Annotated in this window: 20 protein-coding genes and 1 riboswitch; of the genes, 12 read left to right on the top strand and 8 right to left on the bottom strand. The window is 53.5% G+C overall.

Going from position 1 to position 21,087, the window contains the following annotated elements; translation table 11 throughout:
* The first annotated feature begins 511 nt into the window (after positions 1 to 511).
* The 5 genes from AC6RNO_RS31560 to AC6RNO_RS31540 all read left to right on the top strand — a co-directional run bounded on the left by AC6RNO_RS31560 (position 512) and on the right by AC6RNO_RS31540 (position 5,206).
* Positions 512 to 1,432, top strand: coding sequence for a molybdopterin-dependent oxidoreductase (locus tag AC6RNO_RS31560; protein ID WP_497107875.1), 921 nt, complete (start codon positions 512 to 514; stop codon positions 1,430 to 1,432).
* Positions 1,433 to 1,530: 98 nt separating this feature from the next.
* Entirely contained in the window at positions 1,531 to 2,175 is a 645-nt protein-coding gene (locus AC6RNO_RS31555; RefSeq protein WP_474679878.1) for an MOSC domain-containing protein, read from the top strand.
* A complete protein-coding gene (mobA, locus tag AC6RNO_RS31550) occupies positions 2,172 to 2,804 on the top strand; it encodes an NTP transferase domain-containing protein (RefSeq protein WP_497107874.1) in 633 nt (210 codons plus the stop codon). Before AC6RNO_RS31555 ends, mobA begins: the two co-directional genes overlap by 4 nt.
* A gap of 112 nt (positions 2,805 to 2,916) precedes the next feature.
* Positions 2,917 to 3,921 carry a GTP 3',8-cyclase MoaA gene (gene moaA, locus AC6RNO_RS31545; protein ID WP_497107873.1) on the top strand — a complete coding sequence of 335 codons (1,005 nt, stop codon included), beginning with the start codon at positions 2,917 to 2,919 and terminating at the stop codon, positions 3,919 to 3,921.
* A gap of 19 nt (positions 3,922 to 3,940) precedes the next feature.
* Positions 3,941 to 5,206: a molybdopterin-binding protein gene (locus AC6RNO_RS31540; RefSeq protein WP_497107872.1), complete on the top strand. Its 1,266-nt coding sequence runs from the start codon at positions 3,941 to 3,943 to the stop codon at positions 5,204 to 5,206.
* 1,187 nt (positions 5,207 to 6,393) lie between these two features.
* On the opposite strand, the gene AC6RNO_RS31535 is transcribed toward AC6RNO_RS31540, so the two are convergent.
* The 6 genes from AC6RNO_RS31535 to AC6RNO_RS31510 all read right to left on the bottom strand — a co-directional run bounded on the left by AC6RNO_RS31535 (position 6,394) and on the right by AC6RNO_RS31510 (position 12,553).
* Entirely contained in the window at positions 6,394 to 7,881 is a 1,488-nt protein-coding gene (locus AC6RNO_RS31535; RefSeq protein ID WP_488435349.1) for a glycoside hydrolase family 32 protein, read from the bottom strand.
* A 24-nt stretch (positions 7,882 to 7,905) separates the two neighbouring features.
* Positions 7,906 to 8,748: a carbohydrate ABC transporter permease gene (locus tag AC6RNO_RS31530; RefSeq protein ID WP_474679883.1), complete on the bottom strand. Its 843-nt coding sequence runs from the start codon at positions 8,746 to 8,748 to the stop codon at positions 7,906 to 7,908.
* The gene (locus tag AC6RNO_RS31525; protein ID WP_474679884.1) at positions 8,748 to 9,632 is read right to left on the bottom strand and encodes a carbohydrate ABC transporter permease; all 885 of its coding nucleotides are present in this window, start codon (positions 9,630 to 9,632) and stop codon (positions 8,748 to 8,750) included. Before AC6RNO_RS31525 ends, AC6RNO_RS31530 begins: the two co-directional genes overlap by 1 nt.
* Positions 9,633 to 9,707: 75 nt before the next feature.
* Complete coding sequence (locus tag AC6RNO_RS31520; RefSeq protein WP_488435347.1) at positions 9,708 to 11,027, bottom strand: ABC transporter substrate-binding protein; 1,320 nt, start codon at positions 11,025 to 11,027, stop codon at positions 9,708 to 9,710.
* A 166-nt stretch (positions 11,028 to 11,193) separates the two neighbouring features.
* A complete protein-coding gene (locus AC6RNO_RS31515; RefSeq protein WP_497107871.1) occupies positions 11,194 to 12,216 on the bottom strand; it encodes a substrate-binding domain-containing protein in 1,023 nt (340 codons plus the stop codon).
* A 184-nt stretch (positions 12,217 to 12,400) separates the two neighbouring features.
* Positions 12,401 to 12,553, bottom strand: a complete 153-nt coding sequence (locus AC6RNO_RS31510) for a sporulation protein YjcZ (protein ID WP_497107870.1) — start codon at positions 12,551 to 12,553, stop codon at positions 12,401 to 12,403.
* Positions 12,554 to 12,782: 229 nt separating this feature from the next.
* Between AC6RNO_RS31510 and AC6RNO_RS31505 the strand changes: the two genes are divergently transcribed.
* Positions 12,783 to 13,973, top strand: coding sequence for a GNAT family N-acetyltransferase (locus AC6RNO_RS31505; protein WP_497107869.1), 1,191 nt, complete (start codon positions 12,783 to 12,785; stop codon positions 13,971 to 13,973).
* A 58-nt stretch (positions 13,974 to 14,031) separates the two neighbouring features.
* On the opposite strand, the gene AC6RNO_RS31500 is transcribed toward AC6RNO_RS31505, so the two are convergent.
* Positions 14,032 to 14,736, bottom strand: a complete 705-nt coding sequence (locus tag AC6RNO_RS31500; protein ID WP_488435344.1) for a polysaccharide deacetylase family protein — start codon at positions 14,734 to 14,736, stop codon at positions 14,032 to 14,034.
* A gap of 176 nt (positions 14,737 to 14,912) precedes the next feature.
* A complete protein-coding gene (locus tag AC6RNO_RS31495) occupies positions 14,913 to 15,704 on the bottom strand; it encodes a stalk domain-containing protein (RefSeq protein ID WP_474679890.1) in 792 nt (263 codons plus the stop codon).
* A 9-nt stretch (positions 15,705 to 15,713) separates the two neighbouring features.
* Positions 15,714 to 15,862: riboswitch (cyclic di-AMP (ydaO/yuaA leader) on the bottom strand.
* A gap of 160 nt (positions 15,863 to 16,022) precedes the next feature.
* Here AC6RNO_RS31495 and AC6RNO_RS31490 point away from each other — a divergent pair.
* From AC6RNO_RS31490 to lepB, 6 genes are all read left to right on the top strand, one after another.
* A complete protein-coding gene (locus AC6RNO_RS31490) occupies positions 16,023 to 16,328 on the top strand; it encodes a LiaF transmembrane domain-containing protein (protein WP_474679891.1) in 306 nt (101 codons plus the stop codon).
* A gap of 25 nt (positions 16,329 to 16,353) precedes the next feature.
* Positions 16,354 to 16,989: a PspA/IM30 family protein gene (locus AC6RNO_RS31485; protein ID WP_488435343.1), complete on the top strand. Its 636-nt coding sequence runs from the start codon at positions 16,354 to 16,356 to the stop codon at positions 16,987 to 16,989.
* A gap of 947 nt (positions 16,990 to 17,936) precedes the next feature.
* Positions 17,937 to 18,599, top strand: coding sequence for a cell wall-active antibiotics response protein LiaF (gene liaF, locus AC6RNO_RS31480; RefSeq protein WP_474679893.1), 663 nt, complete (start codon positions 17,937 to 17,939; stop codon positions 18,597 to 18,599).
* A gap of 36 nt (positions 18,600 to 18,635) precedes the next feature.
* The gene (locus AC6RNO_RS31475) at positions 18,636 to 19,709 is read left to right on the top strand and encodes a sensor histidine kinase (protein WP_474679894.1); all 1,074 of its coding nucleotides are present in this window, start codon (positions 18,636 to 18,638) and stop codon (positions 19,707 to 19,709) included.
* Positions 19,693 to 20,337, top strand: a complete 645-nt coding sequence (locus tag AC6RNO_RS31470) for a response regulator transcription factor (protein ID WP_474679895.1) — start codon at positions 19,693 to 19,695, stop codon at positions 20,335 to 20,337. The genes AC6RNO_RS31475 and AC6RNO_RS31470 overlap by 17 nt, the downstream gene beginning before the upstream one ends.
* A gap of 23 nt (positions 20,338 to 20,360) precedes the next feature.
* Positions 20,361 to 20,912, top strand: coding sequence for a signal peptidase I (lepB, locus tag AC6RNO_RS31465; RefSeq protein WP_474679896.1), 552 nt, complete (start codon positions 20,361 to 20,363; stop codon positions 20,910 to 20,912).
* Positions 20,913 to 21,087: the final 175 nt, after the last annotated feature.

The following is a 21,087-nucleotide window of genomic DNA, read 5'->3' as shown; positions in this document are numbered from 1 at the left end:
AAAAGAGGCTGGCTGAAGCAGTCATTCGGCAAACGGCTCAATCGGATTCACAGCTGGAACGCGTGGGTTTTGCTGCTGCTGACGATTACGGGCGTCGTGCTCAGCATCGGCGCGATTCGCGGGGATCTCGGCGGCTTCCGGGTGACGCTCAAGCAGCTGCATATTGTGCTTGGCGTCGCTTCGATTCTGCTCATCGCGCTGTATGCGCCGATGATCCGCAAGCACTGGCGGCAAATCCGCGGGCGCAGGGGCCAGCGCGGCAATTTGCTGCTCGTGCTCGCGCTCCTGCTCGGCTGGAGCGCGTCGGGCGTCGTCCTGTGGCAGTTCCGCCACCTGCCGCCGGCCTGGAACAACACGGCACTCCTCATCCATGATCTGCTGACCTGGTTCGGAGTGCCGTATGCCCTCTACCACGCCATCTCGCGCAGCAGATGGCTGAAGCGCNCGCCACCTGCCGCCGGCCTGGAACAACACGGCACTCCTCATCCATGATCTGCTGACCTGGTTCGGAGTGCCGTATGCCCTCTACCACGCCATCTCGCGCAGCAGATGGCTGAAGCGCCGCCAGCGCGCGGAGCAAGCCGCCGCTGCCGCGGCACGGCCCGCCGAGGCCCAGCCATCGGCGGCCGAGCCCGAACCTGCCGCCGCCGAGGCTCAGCCGTCGGCGGCGCACAAGGCAGCGCAGGCGGTCATCGCCGCGCTGAAAGATTCGCCGATCACACGCGCATCGTTCCTGCGGCTTGCCGCAGGGCTGCTGCTCGTGATCGGGGTCGGCCCCGCCTTTTACCGCTGGCTGAAAGGCGCGCTCGACACCGGCGGCAGCGACATCGCCGAGGTGGCCTCGGCCGACGGCAACCGCATGCTTCCGCCGCCGGAGCCCTTGCCCGACTCCGCCGCTGTCATCGGCGGCGGGGCGCAGGGAAATTTCCGCGTGTACACGGTTACGGAAATTCCCGCCTTTTCCTCGGATACGTGGCAGTTCGCCGTATCAGGACTTGTCGAGCGCCCGGCGGTGTGGAACTGGGAGCAGTTCCTGAAGCTCGCGCGCACCGTGCAGGTGAGCAATTTTCACTGCGTGACCGGCTGGTCGGTTTACAATTGCACTTGGGAAGGCATTCCGCTGAAGCAGCTGCTGGCAGCGGCCGGAGTTAAGCCGGACGCCAAATTCGTCAAATTTTATTCCGGCGATAAAGTGTATACGGATGCTTTGTCGCTGGAGCAGGCGGAGATGGACGACGTGATGGTCGCCGTCATGATGGACGGCAAGCCGATCCCGCAAAAGCTGGGCGGTCCGGTGCGCCTGATCGTGCCGAAAATGTACGCCTACAAATCGGTCAAATGGCTGCAGGCTATCGAATTGATCGACAAGGAGCACATCGGATATTGGGAAGTGAGAGGCTACGATAACGATGCGTGGGTGAACCGAGGGTAATATCAAGGGTAAAATCAGGGGAATACCTGACTGACTTTCCCGGCGTTTTTTGATATAGTTATGAAAACGGGCGCTGATCGGAAATGAGGGTATGGTTTATGGAAATTTTGTCTGTTAATGTCGGGATGCCGCAGACGTTTGAGTTTGGCGGAAAAGAGCTGGTTACGGGGATTTATAAATCTCCGGTCAGCTCTCCTTTGCATGTGTCCAAAACCCAGCTTGACGGAGACGGCCAGGCCGACCTGGTCTATCACGGCGGCGAGGATAAAGCGCTATGCGTTTACTGCGTGGAGCATTACGCTTACTGGGAGAGCACGTTGGAAAAGGAAATGACGTACGGAGCGTTCGGTGAAAATTTGACGGTGCGCGGGCTTCTGGAAGAGGAAGTGGGCATCGGCGACACGTATGAGATCGGAGATGCGGTCGTGCAGGTGTCTCAGCCGAGACAGCCTTGTTTTAAGCTGGCGAAGCGGTACGATGTCGTCGATTTGCCCGTCCGGGTGCAGGATAGCGGTTTTACCGGGTATTATTTTCGGGTTTTGCAGGAAGGCGCGATTCCTGTCTCTCCCAAGGTGAAGCTGCTCGCCAAAGATCCCGCAGGAGTAACGGTCGCTTATGCCAACCGGATTAAATATCATGACAAGGACAATGTCGAGGGCATCCGCCGTATTTTGGCCGTAGAGGCTTTGTCCGGCAGCTGGCGGCAGTCGTTTCAGAAGCGGCTTGCCGAGCTGGAGCCATGATCGCCGGCGTCATTTTGGCCGGAGGGCTGAACCGCCGCATGGGCGGCCGGATGAAGGCGCTCCTGCCTTACGGAGGCAGGCCGATGCTGCTCGTACAGCTCGCCGAAATGGCGAAGCTTTGCCGCCGGACGCTCGTCGTTACGAACAGCCCGGAAGCGGTGGAGCCGGTCCTTGCCGGATTTGCGGATACGGCAGTCGGCTGCATCCCCGACCTGTATGTGCAGGCGGGGCCGCTCGGGGGCATACACGCCGCGTGCGTGGCGGCGGAGGCGGAGCATGAGCTGCTGTGGATCGTCGGCTGCGACATGCCGTTCATCTCAGCGGAAGCGGCGCGGGCGATGAGCGAACTGGCTGCACAAGCGGGCTGCGATGCGGTCGTGCCCGTGATCGGCGGGCGCAGGCATCCGCTGCACGGCGTCTACGCCAGGCGGATCGGCGCGGCAGCGGATACTATGCTGCGGCAGAAGCAGCACCGGCTGATGGATTTGCTCGACCGGATCGACTGGTTGGCGGCGGACGATGACTTTTTTCTGGAGCGGGGCATACCGCCGCGGTTTGCGGCGAATCTCAACACGCCGGAGGAGTACGAGTCTGTATTTAATGGAATGAAATCTCACATTGAAGAGTGAGGACAGCTAGTTTCTTTATTTTGACAAGTTTAATTATGAGGATATCTCATTGAATCACTGTGCTTTTGTGAGGAAATATGCCATAATTGACATAGAGAGAAGGTGAACTCTTATGCCAAAACAGCTCATAGACCGATTCGGGCGTGTGCATGATTATTTGCGCATATCCGTTACGGATCGCTGCAATTTACGCTGCGTTTACTGTATGCCTGAAGAGGGAATGGAATTTGAGCCCGAAAGCAGACTGATGACTTTTGAAGAAATTGCGGAAGTAGTGCGCGTGCTCGCAGGTCTCGGCGTCCGCAAGCTGAGATTGACCGGCGGAGAGCCTCTTGTGCGCAAAAATTTGGATCAATTGATCAGGATGCTGTCGGCAATCCCCGGAATTGAAGATATCGCTTTAACGACGAACGGCATTTATTTTGCCTCGCGCGCCGAAAAGCTTCGTGCGGCCGGGCTGACCCGGATCAATATTAGTCTGGATTCGCTGAAAGCGGACCGCTTTTCTTTCATTACCCGCGGCGGCGACATCCGGCGCGTGCTGGAAAGCATCGAAGCGGCCTACCGCTTGGGGATTGTGCCCATCAAGCTGAATGTAGTGCTCATGAAAGGCATCAACGATGATGAAATCGAGGATTTTTTGCAGATGACCATCGACCGCGCCATTCAGGTGAGGTTTATTGAATATATGCCGATCGGGCATCAGGACGATGAATGGAAAAGCCGCTACATTCCGCTAAGCACTGTGCTCGACCGCTGCGCGGCCAAAGGCTGGAGCGCCATGCCGGCTGAAGCGGTGTACGGAAACGGTCCTTCACGGGATTACCGGATCGAGGGGGCGCAGGGCTCTTTCGGGCTCATTCATCCGATCAGCGACCATTTTTGCGAAACATGCAACCGTCTGAGAATGACTGCGGACGGCAACATCAAGCCCTGCTTATATTGGTCGGATGAATTCAACGTCAGAAAATATGTCGGGGATGACGCGGCCGTTGAACAACTGTTTTTCCGCGCTCTGGACATCAAACCGCAAAATCATGAGATGGCTCTGGCGCTGATGAATCAGGAGCAATCCCACATGCCTACTATGCGGCGGATGTCCCAGATCGGCGGCTGAGGACTGGAGGAAGCTATTCGTGAGCAGCAATATGAACTTGAAATTCGGGCGCACGGCGATTTCCGTCGAGCAAGCCCGGGAGCGGCTTCACAGCCACTTGGTCCGCACCGCTATCGAGACGGTCCCGCTGGCTTCCGCATACGGCAGAAGGCTGGCCGGCCCGGTGCATGCGGATCACCCGGTTCCGCACTTTCGCAGATCGGGCGTTGACGGCTACGCCGTGCGGGCGGAAGATATTCGCGGGGCGTCTCCCGAACAGCCTGTCAGGCTCGCCGTCACCGAGCATATTCCAAGCGGTACGATGCCGCGGGAGACGCTTATGTCCGGGGCGGCGGCCCGCATCATGACCGGAGCGCCGGTGCCGGACGGGGCCGACGCTATCGTCATGCTGGAGATGACCGACAGCCTCGCTCATCCCGATCACGGACAAGCTTCGTCCGTGCTTATAAAAAAAGCGCTTCCCGAAGGAAGCAACATAACGCAGGTGGCCGGAGAAATCCGCTCCGGCGAGCTGCTGCTTCGGCAGGGGGCGCGGATCGGCCCGGGGGAAGCCGCTATTCTCGCTTCCTTCGGCTGCAGCCAAGTGAGCGTGTACAAGAAGCCCGTAGCGGCTATCTTTTCCACAGGCTCCGAGCTGCTGAACGTCGAAGAAGCTTTGCAGCCGGGGCGCATCCGCAACAGCAACAGCTACATGCTTGCCGCTCAGGTGGAAGCCGCCGGCGGCGTACCTGTGATCATGCCCGCTTTGGCGGATGAACCGGCGCTCGTCCAGGCGGCGTTGGCCGAAGCTTTTGCCGCTGCGGATCTCGTCATTACGTCGGGGGGCGTATCGGTCGGCGACTACGACGTGCTGGTTGACGTATTCGGGCGCTGGGACGGCAAGCTTTTATTCAACAAAGTGGCGATGCGGCCCGGGACGCCGACCAGCGCTGCGGTATGGCAGGACAAGCTGCTGTTCGCTTTGTCCGGCAATCCGGGAGCGGCCTTCGTCGGATTCGAATTGTTCGTCAGGCCGAGCCTGCTGGCGATGCAGGGCTGCGAATCCCCATATCCGGAAGCGGTCGGCGCTTTTCTCGATGTCGATTATGAGAAAGGCTCGGCCTATCCCCGCTATATAAGAGGTACGACCCGCGTGGAGGACGGCAGCCTACGGGTGAAGCCGGCGGGCATCGATAAATCGAGCATTATGGTATCGATCAAAGAGGCGGATTGCCTCATCTGGCTCCCGGCGGGAGGGAGCGGCAGACGGCAAGGCGATGCGGTACTCATTTATCCGTTATCATGAAAAAAAGCAGCATCGGAGCGGGAGGCTCCAATGCTGCTTTTTTGCATTTTTTTGACCGCATAAAAATGTTTAATTCTTTACAGCGCTAAAGCGCGTAGAACAGCATTCTTATCGGCGAATAAACCTACCTCTTAACGCGGCCCTCACATCCTCGAAAGACCTCGATAGAGGTTTATCTCAGTAGATAAGAAAGTATATGTTTTATACTTTTGCTTCGCATCTACCTTGATAAACGCGCTCGTCCCAAAAGGACGACGGAGTCGTTTATCCTTGACATATAAGAATTTATATATTCTCGGGTTTTGGCAAGCGTAGATTCAATGAACACCGCGGCCCGGCGTCATGAAAGAGGTACCGCGCACTTTTTTAACGCCATCAGGACGCTTTTGCAACACATGTTCTTTTGCCGTCCAAAGACTGTGGTGCTGGCGTTGTGCAATGGCTCTTTCCTAATGAGCGCCTCTCCCGGTGCAGGTTGCAGTACTGCACGGCGGGTGGTCATATGGCGGCTTGGCAGGTTGGTCTGGGGTGAAAAACCTAAGAAAGTCGAGACACTTTGTTAAGGTTAGGGGAATCAGTGGGGGCAGTGGGGCTCCAACGCGCGCCTCTCCCGGTGTAGGTCGTGGAACCGCATAATTGGACAGGAAGCGGCTTGGTAGGGAGAAAACCTGCAAAAGTGCAGGTATTTCCTGCGGAATTGGCTTATTATGGCGGAAAACCTGCAAAAGTGCAGGAATTTTTGCCGAAAGTGAGCCTGTGTCCATGTGTTCGGTGAAAAGCCTGCACTTTTGCAGGAATTGTTCGTGGCCAATGATCATGGACATAAATTCATGTATTTTTGCAGGTTTTCTTCGTGCAGGCAGGCTGTGGCAGGAATTTTCGATAATGGCAAAAAGCCTGCACAAATGCAGGAATGTTTCGTCTTCAGCGTATGAACGAAAGAAAACCTGCACTTTGCAGGCTTTCTTTCTCCGCGCAGCCAGACAGCAAGGCGTTCAGGCCATCCGGCTCTGCGCGAGTTCCACTGTCTGACTTTCGCAGATTTTACGTGCTCAACTGACAGTGGGCAAGTTTTTGGAAAGTCTCTTTTTTGCAGGTTATCTGCGAATGGCTGGTGATATTGGTCATTCATAGGTTTTTCATGCTATGCCGGCATCCTCGAAAGACTTCGATAGAGGTTTTTCTCATTAAACGGCCAATTCCCAAAAATCGATATCGCGAATGAACGTCGATCCGTTTTCCGAAAAAAAGCGGATATCCCTGCTCGTCGGCTCCGGGAATATATATCCGGACATCACATGGTCGCCTTCGTTAACGAACAGCTCCAGTGTCGACCGGTCCAAAAATAAATGCAAAGTCAAAATCCCGTTATCGGACTCCGCTATTTGACACGTTCTGATTCCCGCGACTCCGCCGCCGGAATGCGTTCTGTCGAAAACGACTTGCTTTGCGGCCGCATCGTATCGAATGACCGTTCTCTGCTCGCCGTCTTCCGACGCCCGAACCTGCAAGCCGAACCCGCTCGCATCCGTTTGCTGCAGATCGACCCGGATTCTCAGCTCGACGCATTCGCCGGAAATACCCCGGATGGTATGCAGCCGGCCGGGCGCAACACAGTAGTTGTGCTCGCCAATCGGATTGCGGCGGAGCAGCTTCATTTCGTCGACCGGTTGAATTTGCAGCCCGCGTTCTTCGGAATAGCGAAGCTCTCTCGGAATCGTCATGCAGCCTGCCCAAGTTTTGCCGGTACCTTCCTCCATAGGCATCCAGCCGAACAAAATCCGCCTACCGCGATCATCCGTCATCGTCTGCGGGGCGTAGAAGTTAAACCCCTCATCCAAAAGCCGGAATCGGCCATGCTCGTATGTTCCGCGCTCGTAATCGAGCTCGCCGACATAGTATCCCGATACGTTCGGCGCTCCCCAGCCTTCCACGCCTTGCGGGGAAAAGGCTAAAATATGTTTGCCCCCCAATTCGAACAGGTCCGGGCATTCGTGCATGTACCCCATCGTGCCGTCGCTTTCGGTCAGGACGCCGACAAAATCCCAGCGCGTCAAATCGCTCGACCGGTACAGGATCACTTTACCGCGTTCGTCTTTTTTCGTTCCGAGCACCATGTACCCAATTCCGTTATGTTTCCAAACTTTCGGGTCGCGGAAATGATTGGTTTGGCCGATATCGGCCGGAGGAGCGGAAATCAGCGGGTTCACGCCGGCTTTCGCAAATTCGATTCCGTCCGCCGACACCGCCATGCACTGCTGCTGGAACAAATCGTCGGGCAAACCTTGAGGCGAAGTAAATATATTTGCGGTATAAAATACGTATAACCGGTTCTCATGCTCTATTGCACTGCCGGAGAAACATCCGTCAATGTCATACTCTTCATTCGGGGCCAAAGCAATGGGAAGATGCTCCCAATGAATCAGATCTTTACTTTTCATGTGCGCCCAGTGAATGTTTCCCCAAGTCGGAGCATACGGATTATGCTGATAAAACAAATGATATTCGCCATTATAAAAAATCAAGCCGTTCGGGTCGTTCATCCAATAGACCGGCGGACTCGCGTGATAAAGCAGCCGGTGCGGGTCCGGAATGTCTTTGGCGAGCGCCGCTTCAATCGAAGCCTGGGCTTTTTCTATCGCTTCCTTATGCGTGAATTGCGTTAATCGTCCCACTTGACATACCTGCGCTTTCCGAAATTATTTGATCGCACCCTGCGTAACCCCTTGAATAATGTAGCGCTGGGCAAACATATAGACGATGAACAGCGGAAGCACAATCATCAAGACTGCCGGCAAAAACTGCTCGTAGTTGGTCGAGTAGGTGTCGCTGAACACTTTTACCGCGAGCAGTAAAGTCAGCTTGTCTTGCCCCGCATTTTGCAAAATCAAAACGGGAAGCAAATAGTCGTTCCAGATCCACAATATGTTCAAAATGCCAATCGTGACGGTAGTCGGCGTTAAGATCGGCAGCACGATTTTGAAAAACGTTTGCCGCCGGTTGCACCCGTCGATCAGCGTCGCTTCTTCCAGCTCAAGGGGAATCCCTTTCACAAAACCGTGGTAAATGAACACCGAGAGCGAACTGCCGAATCCGAGATACATGAAAATCAGCGTCAGCTGCGGCTGCGCTTGAATCCACCCGAGCTTTTGGCCGTATACGGAAACGAGCGGGATCATAATCGACTGGAACGGGATGATCATCGAGGAGACCATCATGAAAAAAAACGTGTTGTTCAGCTTCGTATTGTTCCGCACGAAATAATGAGCGGTCATGGAGGTCAGCAGCGAGATCAATACAACGCTCAGGAGCGTGATCACGACCGTATTCCACAGGCTGCCCCAATAATTCATTTTATCCATGGCAATGGCGAAGTTCGTAAAATGAAGCGAAGTCGGCAAAGAAACGATCGATTCGACGATTTGCGCGTTCGTTTTAAACGAATTCAGCAAAACCAGCAAAAAAGGGAAGCCAAAAACGATCAGCGCCACCGATAAAATGATATAAATAAGTGTTTGTTGAACGAGATGACTTGCTCTCATTAGGCTTCAACCTCCAATTTTTTGCTGAAATAAACTTGAAGGGTGGTTACGCCTGCGACCAGGAAGAACAAAATGAAAGCTTCCGCCTGACCCAATCCGTAATCGTGAGCCTGAAACGCTTTGTTATAAATGTGCATGGAAGCCATGATCGTGCTTCCGAACGGGCCGCCTTTCGTCAGCGCCAAATTCAAGTCGTAGATCATGAATCCGTTTCTCAGCGTCAGGAATATCGTCACGATAAACGCCGGCACCATCAGCGGCAGCACCATGCGGGTAAGCCGGGTCCAACTGCTTGCGCCGTCAATCGTCGCCGCTTCCAGTATATCTTTCGGCACGCTCATCAGACCGGCAATGAGAATAACCATCATGTAGCCGACATTTTGCCAAACCGTAACAAGGACAAGCGCCCAAAAAGCTTTATGTTCATCGCCCAACCAGGAGGTCGCGAATATTTCCAAAGCAAATTTTTGACCGATGGCAACAAAAAAGCTGTTGAATAAAAACTGCCAAATAAATCCAAGCACAAGCGCGCCGATCAAATTCGGCACAAAAAAGATGGTGCGGAAAAAATTTTGCCCCTTGTTTCCCGAAGTTACGAAATAAGCCAATAAGAAAGCTATTGCATTAACTAGAGCGACAGTGATAACGACGTATTTGAGGGTCAGCCAAATGGCGCCCCAAAATTTGGAATCATGAAAGACGGCGATATAGTTGTTCACGCCCACAAAAGGCATCTCGGTCGCGATTCCGTCCCATTGAAAAAAGGTCAAATAAATGCCGTATATAAATGGAACGACGACGACCGCCAAAAACGCGAAAAGCGTCGGGCCGGTAAAAAAAAGTTGATGGCCCGCTCTCTTGAATGCATTTTTTTCAGAGATCACGCGGTACTCCTCCGCTTCGATATGAATTGAGAGTCGATGGACAAGACCATGGGTCCCATCCATCGACATGAAATGTTACTTCACATTTTTCCAGTAATCTTCGATTTCAGCCGCTAGAGCAGCCCGGTCATCCTTGCCCACGAGATATTTTTGCATCGAAGCGCCAAGCACTTTCCAGTGGTCGCCAGGTACGTAGTTGCCTGCAAAAGGAATGGACTTGCCGGCATTGTTGTAAGCTTTGATCGATTTGGCAAGAGAATCTTTAGGCTCGAGCGTAATGTTTTTGAATGCCGGAATGATGCTCGCCTTGTTGACGAGGAAATCCTGGCCTGCCTTATCGTACACGATCCAGTTGAGGAACTTTTTGGCTGCGGCTTGCTGCTCCTCGGTATTTTTCGTTTTATCGATAAAAATTTGTTTGGTCGCGCCGATTGCGATGGCGGAATTTGCTTTGTCGCTTGCGTTGTTGCTCACCGGCACCGGAATGAAGCCGTATTCGCCGCTCGCGCTCGTTTTTTGCAATTCGCTGATCATCCAGTTGCCGTTAAACGTAATGCCGGCCTCGCCTTTGGCTACGGAAGCCGCGGTTTGCTCGTAAGTAACGGAAAGGGGATCGTTTTTCCCTTTGTTGTATTTTTTCATGACGTCGAAGGTGTCGATTAGCCCTTTGTACGCTGCGTTGTCGGCTATTTTGACACTGCCCGACTTTAAGCCGCTGAGGAACTTGTCCACGTTGCCGTCCGGCTGCGCCGCGTAAGCGAGAGCCAAGAAGTGGTTGCCGAGCGACCAATCCATGCTGCCGATCGTCAATGGAGCAGGGCCGGACGCTTGAATTTTTTTGAAAAGCTCTTCAAGAGCGGCAGTCGTGTTGATCGTAGCCGGGTCGAAAGTGCCGCCGACCGCTTTGTCAAGCACGGCTTTGTTGTAAATAAGGCCGTATCCTTCGACCGAGAACGGGAACGCCAACGTTTTGCCGTCAATCTGGTTAGGCTGCGCCAAATCGCTTACCCATTTTTCGCCGGAAAGATCGGCGGCTTTGTCTTTGAACTTGACGATGTCGCCGGCATCGAGCATGGCGAGCGTCGCAGGCGTGCCTGCCGCATAAAGCGTAGCGGCTCTCTCGTAAGGAGATTGACCGTCTCCGGTCGACATAACTTCAACGGTAATGTTCGGGTTCGCTTTTGTGAACTCTTTGCCGGCATCGGCTAGCAGCTTCGTAACTTCGCCGCCTTTCGATTCGAGAAGCGTGATTTTAACCGGTTTGTCGGCGGAGCCGCCGCTGCCGCCGGGCGTCGAAGAAGCTGTGCCGCCGGAACTGCTTTTCCCGCAAGCGGTTGCAATCATTGCAAATACAAGCATTACTGCCAGTGAAATAACAAGACCTGATTTTTTCATGTCGGTTTTCCCCCTAAAATAAAATTGTTCATGCATATACGGTTGCTGCTTTAAAACGATGTCCTTCAATAACTTCGCCCCGGATCACCTCCTTAAAATTTCCGAATAATGGGACATTATTCATATATAATTCAGGAAAAGGTTTTCCCGAATATCCAAAAAAATTTTACGGCTCCCCGTTGGCTTTCACGCTGTCTCTGATCACAAGGGTTGTCGGCACGATAATGCTGCTTTTCAAGTTTTTCGTATTGTCTTCCAGCATCTCGAGCAGCATATTCGCGGCTTGGGTGCCGAATTCCGCATAGTTAACCTGGACGGTAGTTAATTTGGGTTGTACCAGGGAGGCGATTTCGATGTCGTCAAAGCCGATAATCGAGCAATCCTGCGGAATTGTCCAGCCATGATCATACAAATAATTCATCGCCCCGAGCGCAAGTCTGTCTGTCGCGGCAAATATCGCGGTAGGTTTAAACGTATGCGCTAACATTGCTTTCGCCGCTTCGTATCCGCTGCTTATTTTGAAAGAATCGGCGTGAACTATGCTTTGTTTGGATACGGATATGTGCCGGTCCTTCATGGCCTGTTTGAAGCCTTTCAAACGGTCGACCCCGACAGCCAGGTCATAGAGCGGAGCTGAAATGAATCCGATTTTGGTATGCCCGTTATCGAGCAAATGCGTGGTTGCCTTATGAGCGCCCTCGACATTGTCGATGCCCACGGAAGGCAAGCCTTGAAGCTGAAATTGCTGGCCGATGACGACGGCAGGGATTTGCTTTTTGCTGAAAAATTGCTTATGGCTGGACGAATACTTCACGCCTGAAAGGATGATCCCGTCAATTTTTTTATCCTCGAACAATTGAAAATATTTCAATTCTTTTTCTTCGTTTCCGTTGGTGATGGCCAAAAAAATGCTGTAGCCTTCGGCATCCAAAATGCTTTCCAGGCCGTTGATCACCTGGGCGAATATTTCGTTGGATACTTCGGGAAGCATCACGCCGATTACATGAGTCCGCTTGTTCACGAGCCCGCGCGCCAATGCGTTGGGTCTGAAGCCGGTTAATTCGACGGCTCTCATCACTTTCTCCCGCGTTTCGGGATTCGCGCGTTTCGTTCCGTTCAGCACTCTGGAAACGGTCGCAATCGATACGTTTGCCATTCGGGCAACATCTTTAATCGTATAATCGGCCATTAGTTTATCTCCAATTTCTTAAAGCTAATGAAAACGGGTAAACGTTTTCACATAATGAGATTATCATAACCGCGTTGTTTCGTCAACATCGGACATGGAAGAAGAAGCAGATCATAACGGCCCGCGTTATTGCCTGCTTCCAATTTATAGTTCTATTGGCATATACGATTTGTTTCTTTACAGATTAAATATGAAATGTGCGGAGAATGATGACAAGCAGGATAAACAGGACAAGAATTGTTGCCGGCGAAGTCATAAAACCTCCTACAGGAGCTCCGCAGCCACAACCATGGCCACCATAGCCACCATAGCCACCATAGCCATATGAATACGACATATTATTCCCTCCCGGATTGTAAAGTAAAGGTTTCAAATTTCTTGTATAGTGTATGTGCGGAGCGGATGGGTTGATTGGACACGTGTCCCGTAGGCCTTGATCCGACGGTTCCGGATTTCGTCTCGTTCGAAGCCGGATTTTCACGCAGCCGCGAAATGCTGCCGCTCTTTGTGTTACTATGAAATTGCCGAAGGATACGGGCTAATAATCGAACGAAGAGGTGATCGCCATGGGCGAGATTCGCGCATTAAAGCGGGAAGAAGTGGCGGATAGCGTCGCGCTTTCCGAATTTGCTTTTCAATTGGAGCTTACCCCGGAGGAATTTCAGGATCGAATGGACTTGACCGATCCGGACGCCGTTCTGGGATATTTCGCGGACGGGCGTTTGGCGGCCAAACTGACCTTGCTGGATTTGGAAACGTGGCTGCACGGGCGCAGCTTTGCAATGGGCGGCATCTCGGGTGTAGCGACATGGCCGGAATACCGGCGGGGCGGCATGGTATCCGAGCTGCTCGTTCTCATATTGAAAAAGATGAAAGAGAAAGGTCAGACGCTCTCCTTTTTGCATCCGTTCAAGTTTGAGTTTTACCGCAAATTCGGCTGGGAAATGTATTCGGAATACTGCAAATACGAAATTACGCACGACAAGCTCCCCCGCTTTCAAGCGGCCGCAGGCAGCAGGGTGATGCGCATCGGGAAAGATCCGGAGATTTTGAATCCGATTTATGAAAAGCACGCGGTCCGCTATAACGGCATGCTGAAGCGGGACCTGAAATGGTGGAACAACCGCTGGTTCAAGTTTAAAAAAGGAACGGTTGCCGTCCATCTTAATGCCCGCAATGAGCATACCGGCTATGTATTTTATCAGGTTAAGGACAAAATCCTGACGATTCATGAGCTTGTGTTTCTGGACGAGGAGGCACGGCGCGGATTGTGGAAATTTATAGCGGATCACGATTCGATGATCGACAAGGTGCTTGTCCAAGCCCCCGTGAACGACGCGCTCCCGTTTTTGGTGCCTAATCCGGCATTCAAGCAGGAGAGAGTTCCTTACTTCATGGCCAGAATCGTCGATGTGGAATCGTTCCTGGCCCAGTACCCGTTCCGGACGGACGGAATCAAGGAGGCGCTGTACTTGCGGGTCGCTGACGAGCATGCGGAATGGAACAACGGCGTGTTTCAAGTGCGGGCGGATGCACAAACCGGCGCTGTGGAAGTAGTGAAGCTCTCCGGGAGCGTCCTGCCGAATGAGGAGCAATTGCTCAGTTGTTCGATACAAACGCTGACCACTTTGTTTATGGGTTATCAAAAAGCCGTCTTTTTGGCGGAGACGGAACGCCTGCAGGGCAGCCCTGTGACGGCTAGGCGGCTGGACTCGGCGATACCCGAACGGACTACATATTTGGCGGATTTCTTTTAAATAACGGAAAAAGGCGGCGCAGCGGACGATGAACCGTGAGGCCGTCTTTTTGCGCTGCTTATTTGTTCATTTTCGAAATCAGGTCGGTGACCGTTACGAATTGATAGCCCTGCTTTTTAAGCTCGGGCAGCACGATTTTGAGAGCTTCCACCGTTTGCGAGCAGTCTCCCTGCAAGTCGTGGAACAAAATAATATCGCCGTTGTGAATGTTATTGAGCACGGACCGGACGATTTTGTCGACGCCCGGCTTCCGCCAGTCTTTCGTATCCTGGTACCAGGACCACATCACAACCGTGAACCGGTCCTGCTTGGCCAATTCGATCAGCGATTGATCGTAAAAGCCGCCGGGCGGACGGAACACGTGAGGAATTTGCTCGGTAATGTCGAAAATAATTTCCTGCGTCTGTTCGATCTCCTCTTTCAATTTGTCCGGGCTGACATGTTTCAAATAATGATGATCGTACGTATGATTGGCAATCTCATGCCCTTCGTTCACTTCCCGGATGGCGATTTGCGGATACATCTGCACGCGCTTGCCGAGCACAAAAAAAGTCGCTTTCGCGTCGTACTGCTTAAGAACGTCCAGCAATTGGGGCGTATACACCGGATTGGGCCCGTCGTCAAACGTCAGCGCGACCAGCTTTTGATCGGTCTGCACATTCCAAACGACCTCGCTTTGCGGCACCGGCATGGCGGCGGTCGTCACATTCAAAACGACGGCAAGCTGCGCGGCGGCAATCATCATGCGATGGAGTTTTGGCATAAGTCTCCCCCTTAAAGTTTGAAGCAGGCTTGCTTCCAAACAGTCTGAGGTTATTGTCTGACCTGCCAACAGAACCTATGCGGAGGAAAAGAGGCAATATTTGTGAGGCAAATTCGCTCAAATACAAAAAGCAGGCCCATGGAGAATAGGATCTCCATGGACCTGCTTTGTCGAAATTAACTGGGCAAGCGGAACACTTTCACGTTTTGGATGCCGAATTGCTGCAGCGATTCTTTGGAGCCGGGGATAAAGATGTCCACATGATTGCCTTTTACGGAACCGCCTGTGTCGGTTGCATAGGCATACATGCCGCCTACCGGCAGTCCGTCGAAATTGTAGCCTTCGATGTAAAGCTTGGTGCCGAGCGGAATGACCGTCGGATCTACGGCGACTGTCCCCAGCGCCAGCGGATTTCCCATGTAGTCGACGGCGCCGAAGCCGCCGTTCTCGGAAGGATCGGCCGAGTAAGCGGTTGCTTTAAAGCTTTCAAACTTGGGCGCATATTGGCTTCCGTCTTTGCTTAAGATGGCCATTTTGCTGTCCGCATCCCATTGAATCGGAATTTTGGAAGCGTCGCAAATGAATCGCAGCGGAACGAACACTCTGCCGTCCTGAAACCCGGCATGGGTGCCCATGTCGACGGGGGTGTTGTCGATGACCGCTTTTTGATCGCCTGATGCCAATGCAATCGTATGTTTGCCGTTGTTTAAAGTTACTTTAATTTGATTGCCCTTTTTTTCCCATTGGACCGTATAGCCGAGTTTTTCGGTTACGAAGCGAATGGGGACCTGCGTGGAATGATTCGTGTCTAAATAAGGTTGTGCATCCGGAAAACCGACAAGGTCATTGTCTACCTGCACTTTTACTTCCATTTCGGCCGCTTTGGCATGGTGCGGCGAAAGAAAGCCTCCTGCCAGAACTGTAATAGATACAGCAAGGCCAGCGAGTCCTTTTATAGCCGTATTCAATTCGCTATTCCTCCTTCTTATTAAAGCCTCCGAGGTTAGTTGACGGGTTCGGGAAGAAGGTTCTCCCTAGTCTGCTTCGACAATCAGCAAATATTCACCCCAATTAAATCGTCCCCCGTACCGATGCTGGAACACACCGGATTCGGCTCCAATTATTTTAACATTGGTATTTTGCCTGAAACAACGGCCAAAATGTGGAAGGTCTGAGAAATACCTAGACTTTGGTCCAGGTCGAAAAACAGTCGCGGGTCCGTTTTGCTTCTTGTCTCTTTTGTATACGCTAGTAGCATAAGGAATGAGCGAAAGGCGGGAACGTGCATGTCCATGAAAGGCAATAGAGGATTAGCTTTGATTTTTATTGCGGTCGGCTTGATCATTGCATCCCATATAATCGGAATTCATCTTCATCTTATGGGGTACCTGCTGCCGCTTTCGATGGTTGGGCTCGGCTATGTCGGCATTTGCAACGGGAAGAAGATCGGCTGGCTGATCGCCGCCGCGGGAGCTTTGATCCTGGCCGTGAAATTGTCGGGCTTCATCGCGTTCGCATTGGCGATTGTGCTGATCGGCTATGGATTCAGGCTGCTGGGCAGACGCACGCATTCGGATCGGTTCGATCTGTAAACTTAAATAGGCCGGGGTGGGGTTAATGAAGGTATTGAACAGAATCGGTAAAATGGCTGAAACGGCTTGGCACGATACCGCCGAGCGCTTTTCGATGAATGAGCAAGGAGGGGGCTTCGGCTCGCAGACGGGAGCAAGCGGGCGGATCCGGGCGCTGGAGCAGCGCTACGAAGAGACTTTGCAGCGGACGTTCGAGCTGCGTCAGCACTTTGTGAACGCGGAGGAGCTCGCTCGGCTCCGCGCGGAGCAGGCCGAGCTGGCGATGCGCGCCGGCGAGGAAGAGCTTGCCCGGGCGGCGCTGCAGGAGAAGCTGCGCCTGGAAGCGGCGTGCGGGCACTACCGCACGCAGTACGCGAGCTCCCAGGACGAAGTCCTGGCGCTCGCGGAGGAACTGCAGCGGCTGCGCGCCGCCGCTGCGGACGATGTGCAGCCGCATGGCGGGCTGCACGGGGCCCAGGCCCGCGACACGCTGCGCGAGCTGGAAAACGCGGGCCGCGAGGCTTGGCAAGGGCTGCGCGAAGCGGGCCGCATGTCGGCCGAGACGCTGAAGGAGGCGGGCTGCAACGTCAAGCAGGAGCTGCGCACGATGCGCGTGAAGCTCCAGAAGGAGTGGCAGCAGAGCCGCAGCAGCGGCGAGAGAGGCGGCCCGCGCGCGAAGTAGCGCGGGGCCGTGCATTGGCTGGGCGCACGAGGAAAGCGGGAGGGGCCCCCTTGGCGTAACCGCGCGCAAATAAAGGCCGAGGCTGGGCGTGCCCGTCGACCGACCGCCGTCGTGCAGCGAAACACCGCGCGCTGGGAGCTGCGCTCGGTGCGACCTCTCCCGGTGCAGGTCGTGGAACTGTACAACTGGGCCAGGGACAGCTTGGTAGGGAGAAAACCTGCAAATGTACAGGTTTTATTCGCAGAATCGGCTTGTTTTGACGAAAAACCTGCAAAAGTGCAGGAATTTTCGCTGAAAGTGAATTTGAGTCCATGTGTTCGGTGAAAAACCTGCACTTTTGCAGGAATTCATCGTAACCAGCGGTCAAGGACGCAAATTCATGTATTTTTGCAGGTTTTTTTCGTGCAGACGGGCAGATTGTAGTTATCTCCTCTAACGTGGGGGTTTTACTAGCTTCTTGTTTGTTGATAGCGCGGCATTCCTGCAATTGTGCAGGCTTTTTGCCGGGTATAGGGGGGGATTCGTTCTGTAGGGTGACGTCTACGGCGTCATGGGGGTTCGCAGGTCCTGTCTCCGGCCCGGGTCGGCCAGTCGGGCCTGCCAAGCTCAGCTCAGCCCAGCGAAGCCCGGTCCGGTCTGCCGAGCCGCTTCATAACCGGCCACTGTACGGAGGGCGCGTCCCATACCGGGAAGGCAAGGAGCGGCAGCGCTAGCATCGTCAATTTGCTTTCTGAGCGTCGTCGCCGGCCCCTTGCATCTGCGTCAGCACCGGCCCGGCGCCGGCGGGTGCCCTGCCGCCTCAAGCATTTGCATCTTGGAGGCCGTACATTGTTATGGTATGCTAAGAAAATGTGGCCATAACCGGGTATCGGGCCGGCCGGCTTTCGTTTTGCTGTCATTCGCTTGCAAAACATACTTACTATCCGCGCAGCCAGAGGAGGTGCAACATGGGAGAAGAAACCAAAAACAACCGCAGCCGGAATACAGCGCTTTTGCTGATCGGAGCCGGTCTTTTTTTGCTTTTGGATCACCTGATCGGCTTTTTTCCCATACTTGCGGCTGTCCTCATCCTGCTCGGCATCCATAGGCTACGGTCGCACAGAGAGTATAAGGGCTACGTATTGATAGCAGTAGGCGCTATTATTTTGTTCGGCAATCATTTGTCGATCGTGCTTTCCGTCGTGTTGATTTCCTTGGGGCTGTACTTCATCCGTTCGAAGCGTCTGCACAAGGACGATACGTACATCCAGAAGCATAAGATTATAGACAGCATCCGGCTCGGCAGAGAGCCCTGGATTTTACGCAACAGCAGCATCTGGTACATGATCGGGGAGACGTATATCGACCTGTCGCTGGCCATTTTGGAGCAAAAGGAGACTACGGTCATTCTGCAGGGCGTCATCGGCGACGTTGACATCGTAGTGCCGGAAGATATAGGCGTTTCCGTAACTTCGTCGGTCATGCTGGGACAAATTATGGCGGACAGGGAAAGAGAAGCCGGCGTCATGAACAAGCTTGTTTGGAAGTCCCAGAATTTCGAGCATACGGACCATCGCGTGAAACTAGTTCTTTCTTACATCGTAGGAGATGTCGATATCAAAATTTTGTAATCGCTTTTTAACCGGTTTTGGGAGGGACAATCGCGCTTGGACGGCTATAAAAGAAAACTTACGAATATGATATGGCGCAGCATGGGCGAGTCGATTCTCTTCAGTCTGGTCATTTTCGGCGTCATTATATATTTTCTGAACTCGCGGAGTTTGATCCAGCCGTTCCGTTCCTGGCAGGAGGGCGTTCAATTCAGCCTTATGGCGTTCGGCATCGTGATCGGGATCGGGGCGGCGTACGGCTTCTGGAACAGCAACCGCATAACCCGCAGGCTGGGACCGCTGATGGAAACGATGGTGCAGCTCGAGAAAGGGAAGTTCATCCGGACCGGGTTCGAAATCGGCGAGGACGAAATCGGGCGGCTCGGCGAGCAGCTCGGGCGAGTTATGATAAAATGGGAGGAACAGGTGACTTCCCTGCAGCGTCTGTCCAACGATAATGCGGAGCTTGCGGAAAAAGCGAGATTTTCCGCCATTATCGAGGAGCGCCAGCGGCTGGCGCGCGAGCTTCACGATGCGGTCAGCCAGCAGCTGTTCGCCATCTCGATGACGGCTACGGCGGTCGGCCGGACGCTCGATAAAGATTTTGAGAAAGCGCAGCGGCAAATTTTTCTCATCGAGGAGATGGCGTCCGTTGCGCAATCGGAGATGAGAGCGCTGCTGCTGCATCTGCGCCCGGTTCATCTGGAGGGCAAGCGGCTGTCCGAAGGGCTTGTCGAGCTGCTGAAGGAACTGTCCGCCAAAGTGCCGATGGACATTTCGTGGGACATGGACGACGAAATCCGGCTGCCGAAAGGGATCGAGGACCACTTGTTCCGGATTGTGCAGGAAGCGCTCTCCAATGCGCTGCGCCATTCCAAGGCGAACAAGCTGGAGGTCAAGCTGCTGCACCGCTCCGACGGCATCCGTCTGGCGATTCGCGACGACGGGGTCGGGTTTGAACTGGACGCAAAGAAGCATACGTCGTACGGAATTGTGTCCATGAAAGAGCGAGTCAACGAAATCGGCGGCAATCTGCACATCATTACTGCGCCGGATCGGGGAACCCGGATCGAGATTCGTGTGCCGATCTTAGCCAATTCAGGAGGAGAAGCGAATGGACTCGAATATTAAAGTTTTGCTGGTGGACGATCACGAGATGGTGCGGATCGGACTGGCGGCCGTGCTCGGCACGGAAGAAGGCATCGAAGTGGTCGGAGAGGCCAGCAACGGCCTGGAAGGAATACGGCTTGCCCAGGAGTACAGGCCCGACGTCGTGCTGATGGATCTCGTCATGGAAGGGATGGACGGCATCGAGACGACGCGAAAGTTGCTTCAACTGTATCCGGAGTGTAAAGTAATTGTATTGACCAGTTTTTTGGATGACGAAAAAATGTATCCGGTTATCGAAGCGGGCGCGTTCAGCTATTTGCTCAAAACGTCGCGGGCTTCCGAAATCGCCCAGGCGATCCGCGCCGCGGTCAAAGGGCAGTCGATTTTGGAATCTCAGGTTGCGTCCAAAATCATGAACCGCTTTCGCCAGCCGAAGGCGGAGACGGCTCCCCATGAAGAATTGACCGAACGTGAGATGGAGGTGCTGCGCCTCATTGCCAAAGGCAAGTCGAATCAGGAATTGGCCGACGAACTGTTCATCGGCGTAAAAACCGTGAAGTTTCATGTCACGAATGTGCTTGCCAAATTGGGCGTTGAAGATCGAACGCAAGCGGCCATCTATGCTTTCAAGCATGGCTTGGCGGAATAACGGCCGAACAAGGGAGCGTTGCAATGGTGAAATTGTTGAAACAAATATGGAGCTGGTTCGGCTCCATCGCGATCTCATTCGTACTCGTCGTCATTTTAGGTGTTTTTGTGTTTCAATCGACCAAAGTAAGCGGACACTCCATGGACCCCACACTGCATGACAACCAGAGGGTGTTTGTGTCCAAGATCTCCCATACGTTCTCTTATGAGCCGAATTACGGAGATATCGTCATCATCGACAGCCGGGTTGACCTCAAGCGATCGCTCAAGAACGATTTGCTGGACAGTCCGCTGCTCAGCCTGTTCTCCCGTTCTGACGACAGGCACATTTGGATCAAACGCGTGATCGGGAAGCCCGGGGATGTGCTGGAATACAAGGATCATCAAATATACCGCAACGGCGAGCCGCTTGACGAACCTTACCTGAACGAGAAAATGCGGGAGGATTCGAGCAAAACGTGGACGGTTCCGGCGGATCACATCTTCGTCATGGGCGATAACCGCAACAACAGCATGGACAGCCGGGTCATCGGCTTTATTCCGCTGGATCATGTGCTTGGCAAAAAGATGTTCTAGTATTTCGTTAATAGCTATGAAAACCTTCCGGCCCCAGGCCGGAAGGTTTTTTCTTTTGGCCGAAACGGTTGAAGCGGCGCGAAGCGATGTGAGGAAAACTCCGTTTTGTAAGCGTTTGAGTGAATTTAAGCTTAAATCTTCAGTTATTTTTGTAATAAAACCTTACATTTTATAT

The organism is Paenibacillus sp. sgz302190, from assembly GCF_059820445.1.
This window is presented reverse-complemented; position numbering and strand designations above follow the sequence as displayed.

What these genes read in the sequence shown, in the direction of transcription:
- AC6RNO_RS31555 (WP_474679878.1), top strand. Translation starts at nt 1,531, where the DNA reads ATGGAAATTTTGTCTGTTAATGTCGGGATGCCGCAGACGTTTGAGTTT.
- mobA (WP_497107874.1), top strand. Translation starts at nt 2,172, where the DNA reads ATGATCGCCGGCGTCATTTTGGCCGGAGGGCTGAACCGCCGCATGGGC.
- moaA (WP_497107873.1), top strand. Translation starts at nt 2,917, where the DNA reads ATGCCAAAACAGCTCATAGACCGATTCGGGCGTGTGCATGATTATTTG.
- AC6RNO_RS31530 (WP_474679883.1), bottom strand. Translation starts at nt 8,748, where the DNA reads ATGAGAGCAAGTCATCTCGTTCAACAAACACTTATTTATATCATTTTA.
- AC6RNO_RS31520 (WP_488435347.1), bottom strand. Translation starts at nt 11,027, where the DNA reads ATGAAAAAATCAGGTCTTGTTATTTCACTGGCAGTAATGCTTGTATTT.
- AC6RNO_RS31515 (WP_497107871.1), bottom strand. Translation starts at nt 12,216, where the DNA reads ATGGCCGATTATACGATTAAAGATGTTGCCCGAATGGCAAACGTATCG.
- AC6RNO_RS31510 (WP_497107870.1), bottom strand. Translation starts at nt 12,553, where the DNA reads ATGTCGTATTCATATGGCTATGGTGGCTATGGTGGCTATGGTGGCCAT.
- AC6RNO_RS31505 (WP_497107869.1), top strand. Translation starts at nt 12,783, where the DNA reads ATGGGCGAGATTCGCGCATTAAAGCGGGAAGAAGTGGCGGATAGCGTC.
- AC6RNO_RS31500 (WP_488435344.1), bottom strand. Translation starts at nt 14,736, where the DNA reads ATGCCAAAACTCCATCGCATGATGATTGCCGCCGCGCAGCTTGCCGTC.
- AC6RNO_RS31490 (WP_474679891.1), top strand. Translation starts at nt 16,023, where the DNA reads ATGTCCATGAAAGGCAATAGAGGATTAGCTTTGATTTTTATTGCGGTC.
- AC6RNO_RS31485 (WP_488435343.1), top strand. Translation starts at nt 16,354, where the DNA reads ATGAAGGTATTGAACAGAATCGGTAAAATGGCTGAAACGGCTTGGCAC.
- liaF (WP_474679893.1), top strand. Translation starts at nt 17,937, where the DNA reads ATGGGAGAAGAAACCAAAAACAACCGCAGCCGGAATACAGCGCTTTTG.
- AC6RNO_RS31470 (WP_474679895.1), top strand. Translation starts at nt 19,693, where the DNA reads ATGGACTCGAATATTAAAGTTTTGCTGGTGGACGATCACGAGATGGTG.
- lepB (WP_474679896.1), top strand. Translation starts at nt 20,361, where the DNA reads ATGGTGAAATTGTTGAAACAAATATGGAGCTGGTTCGGCTCCATCGCG.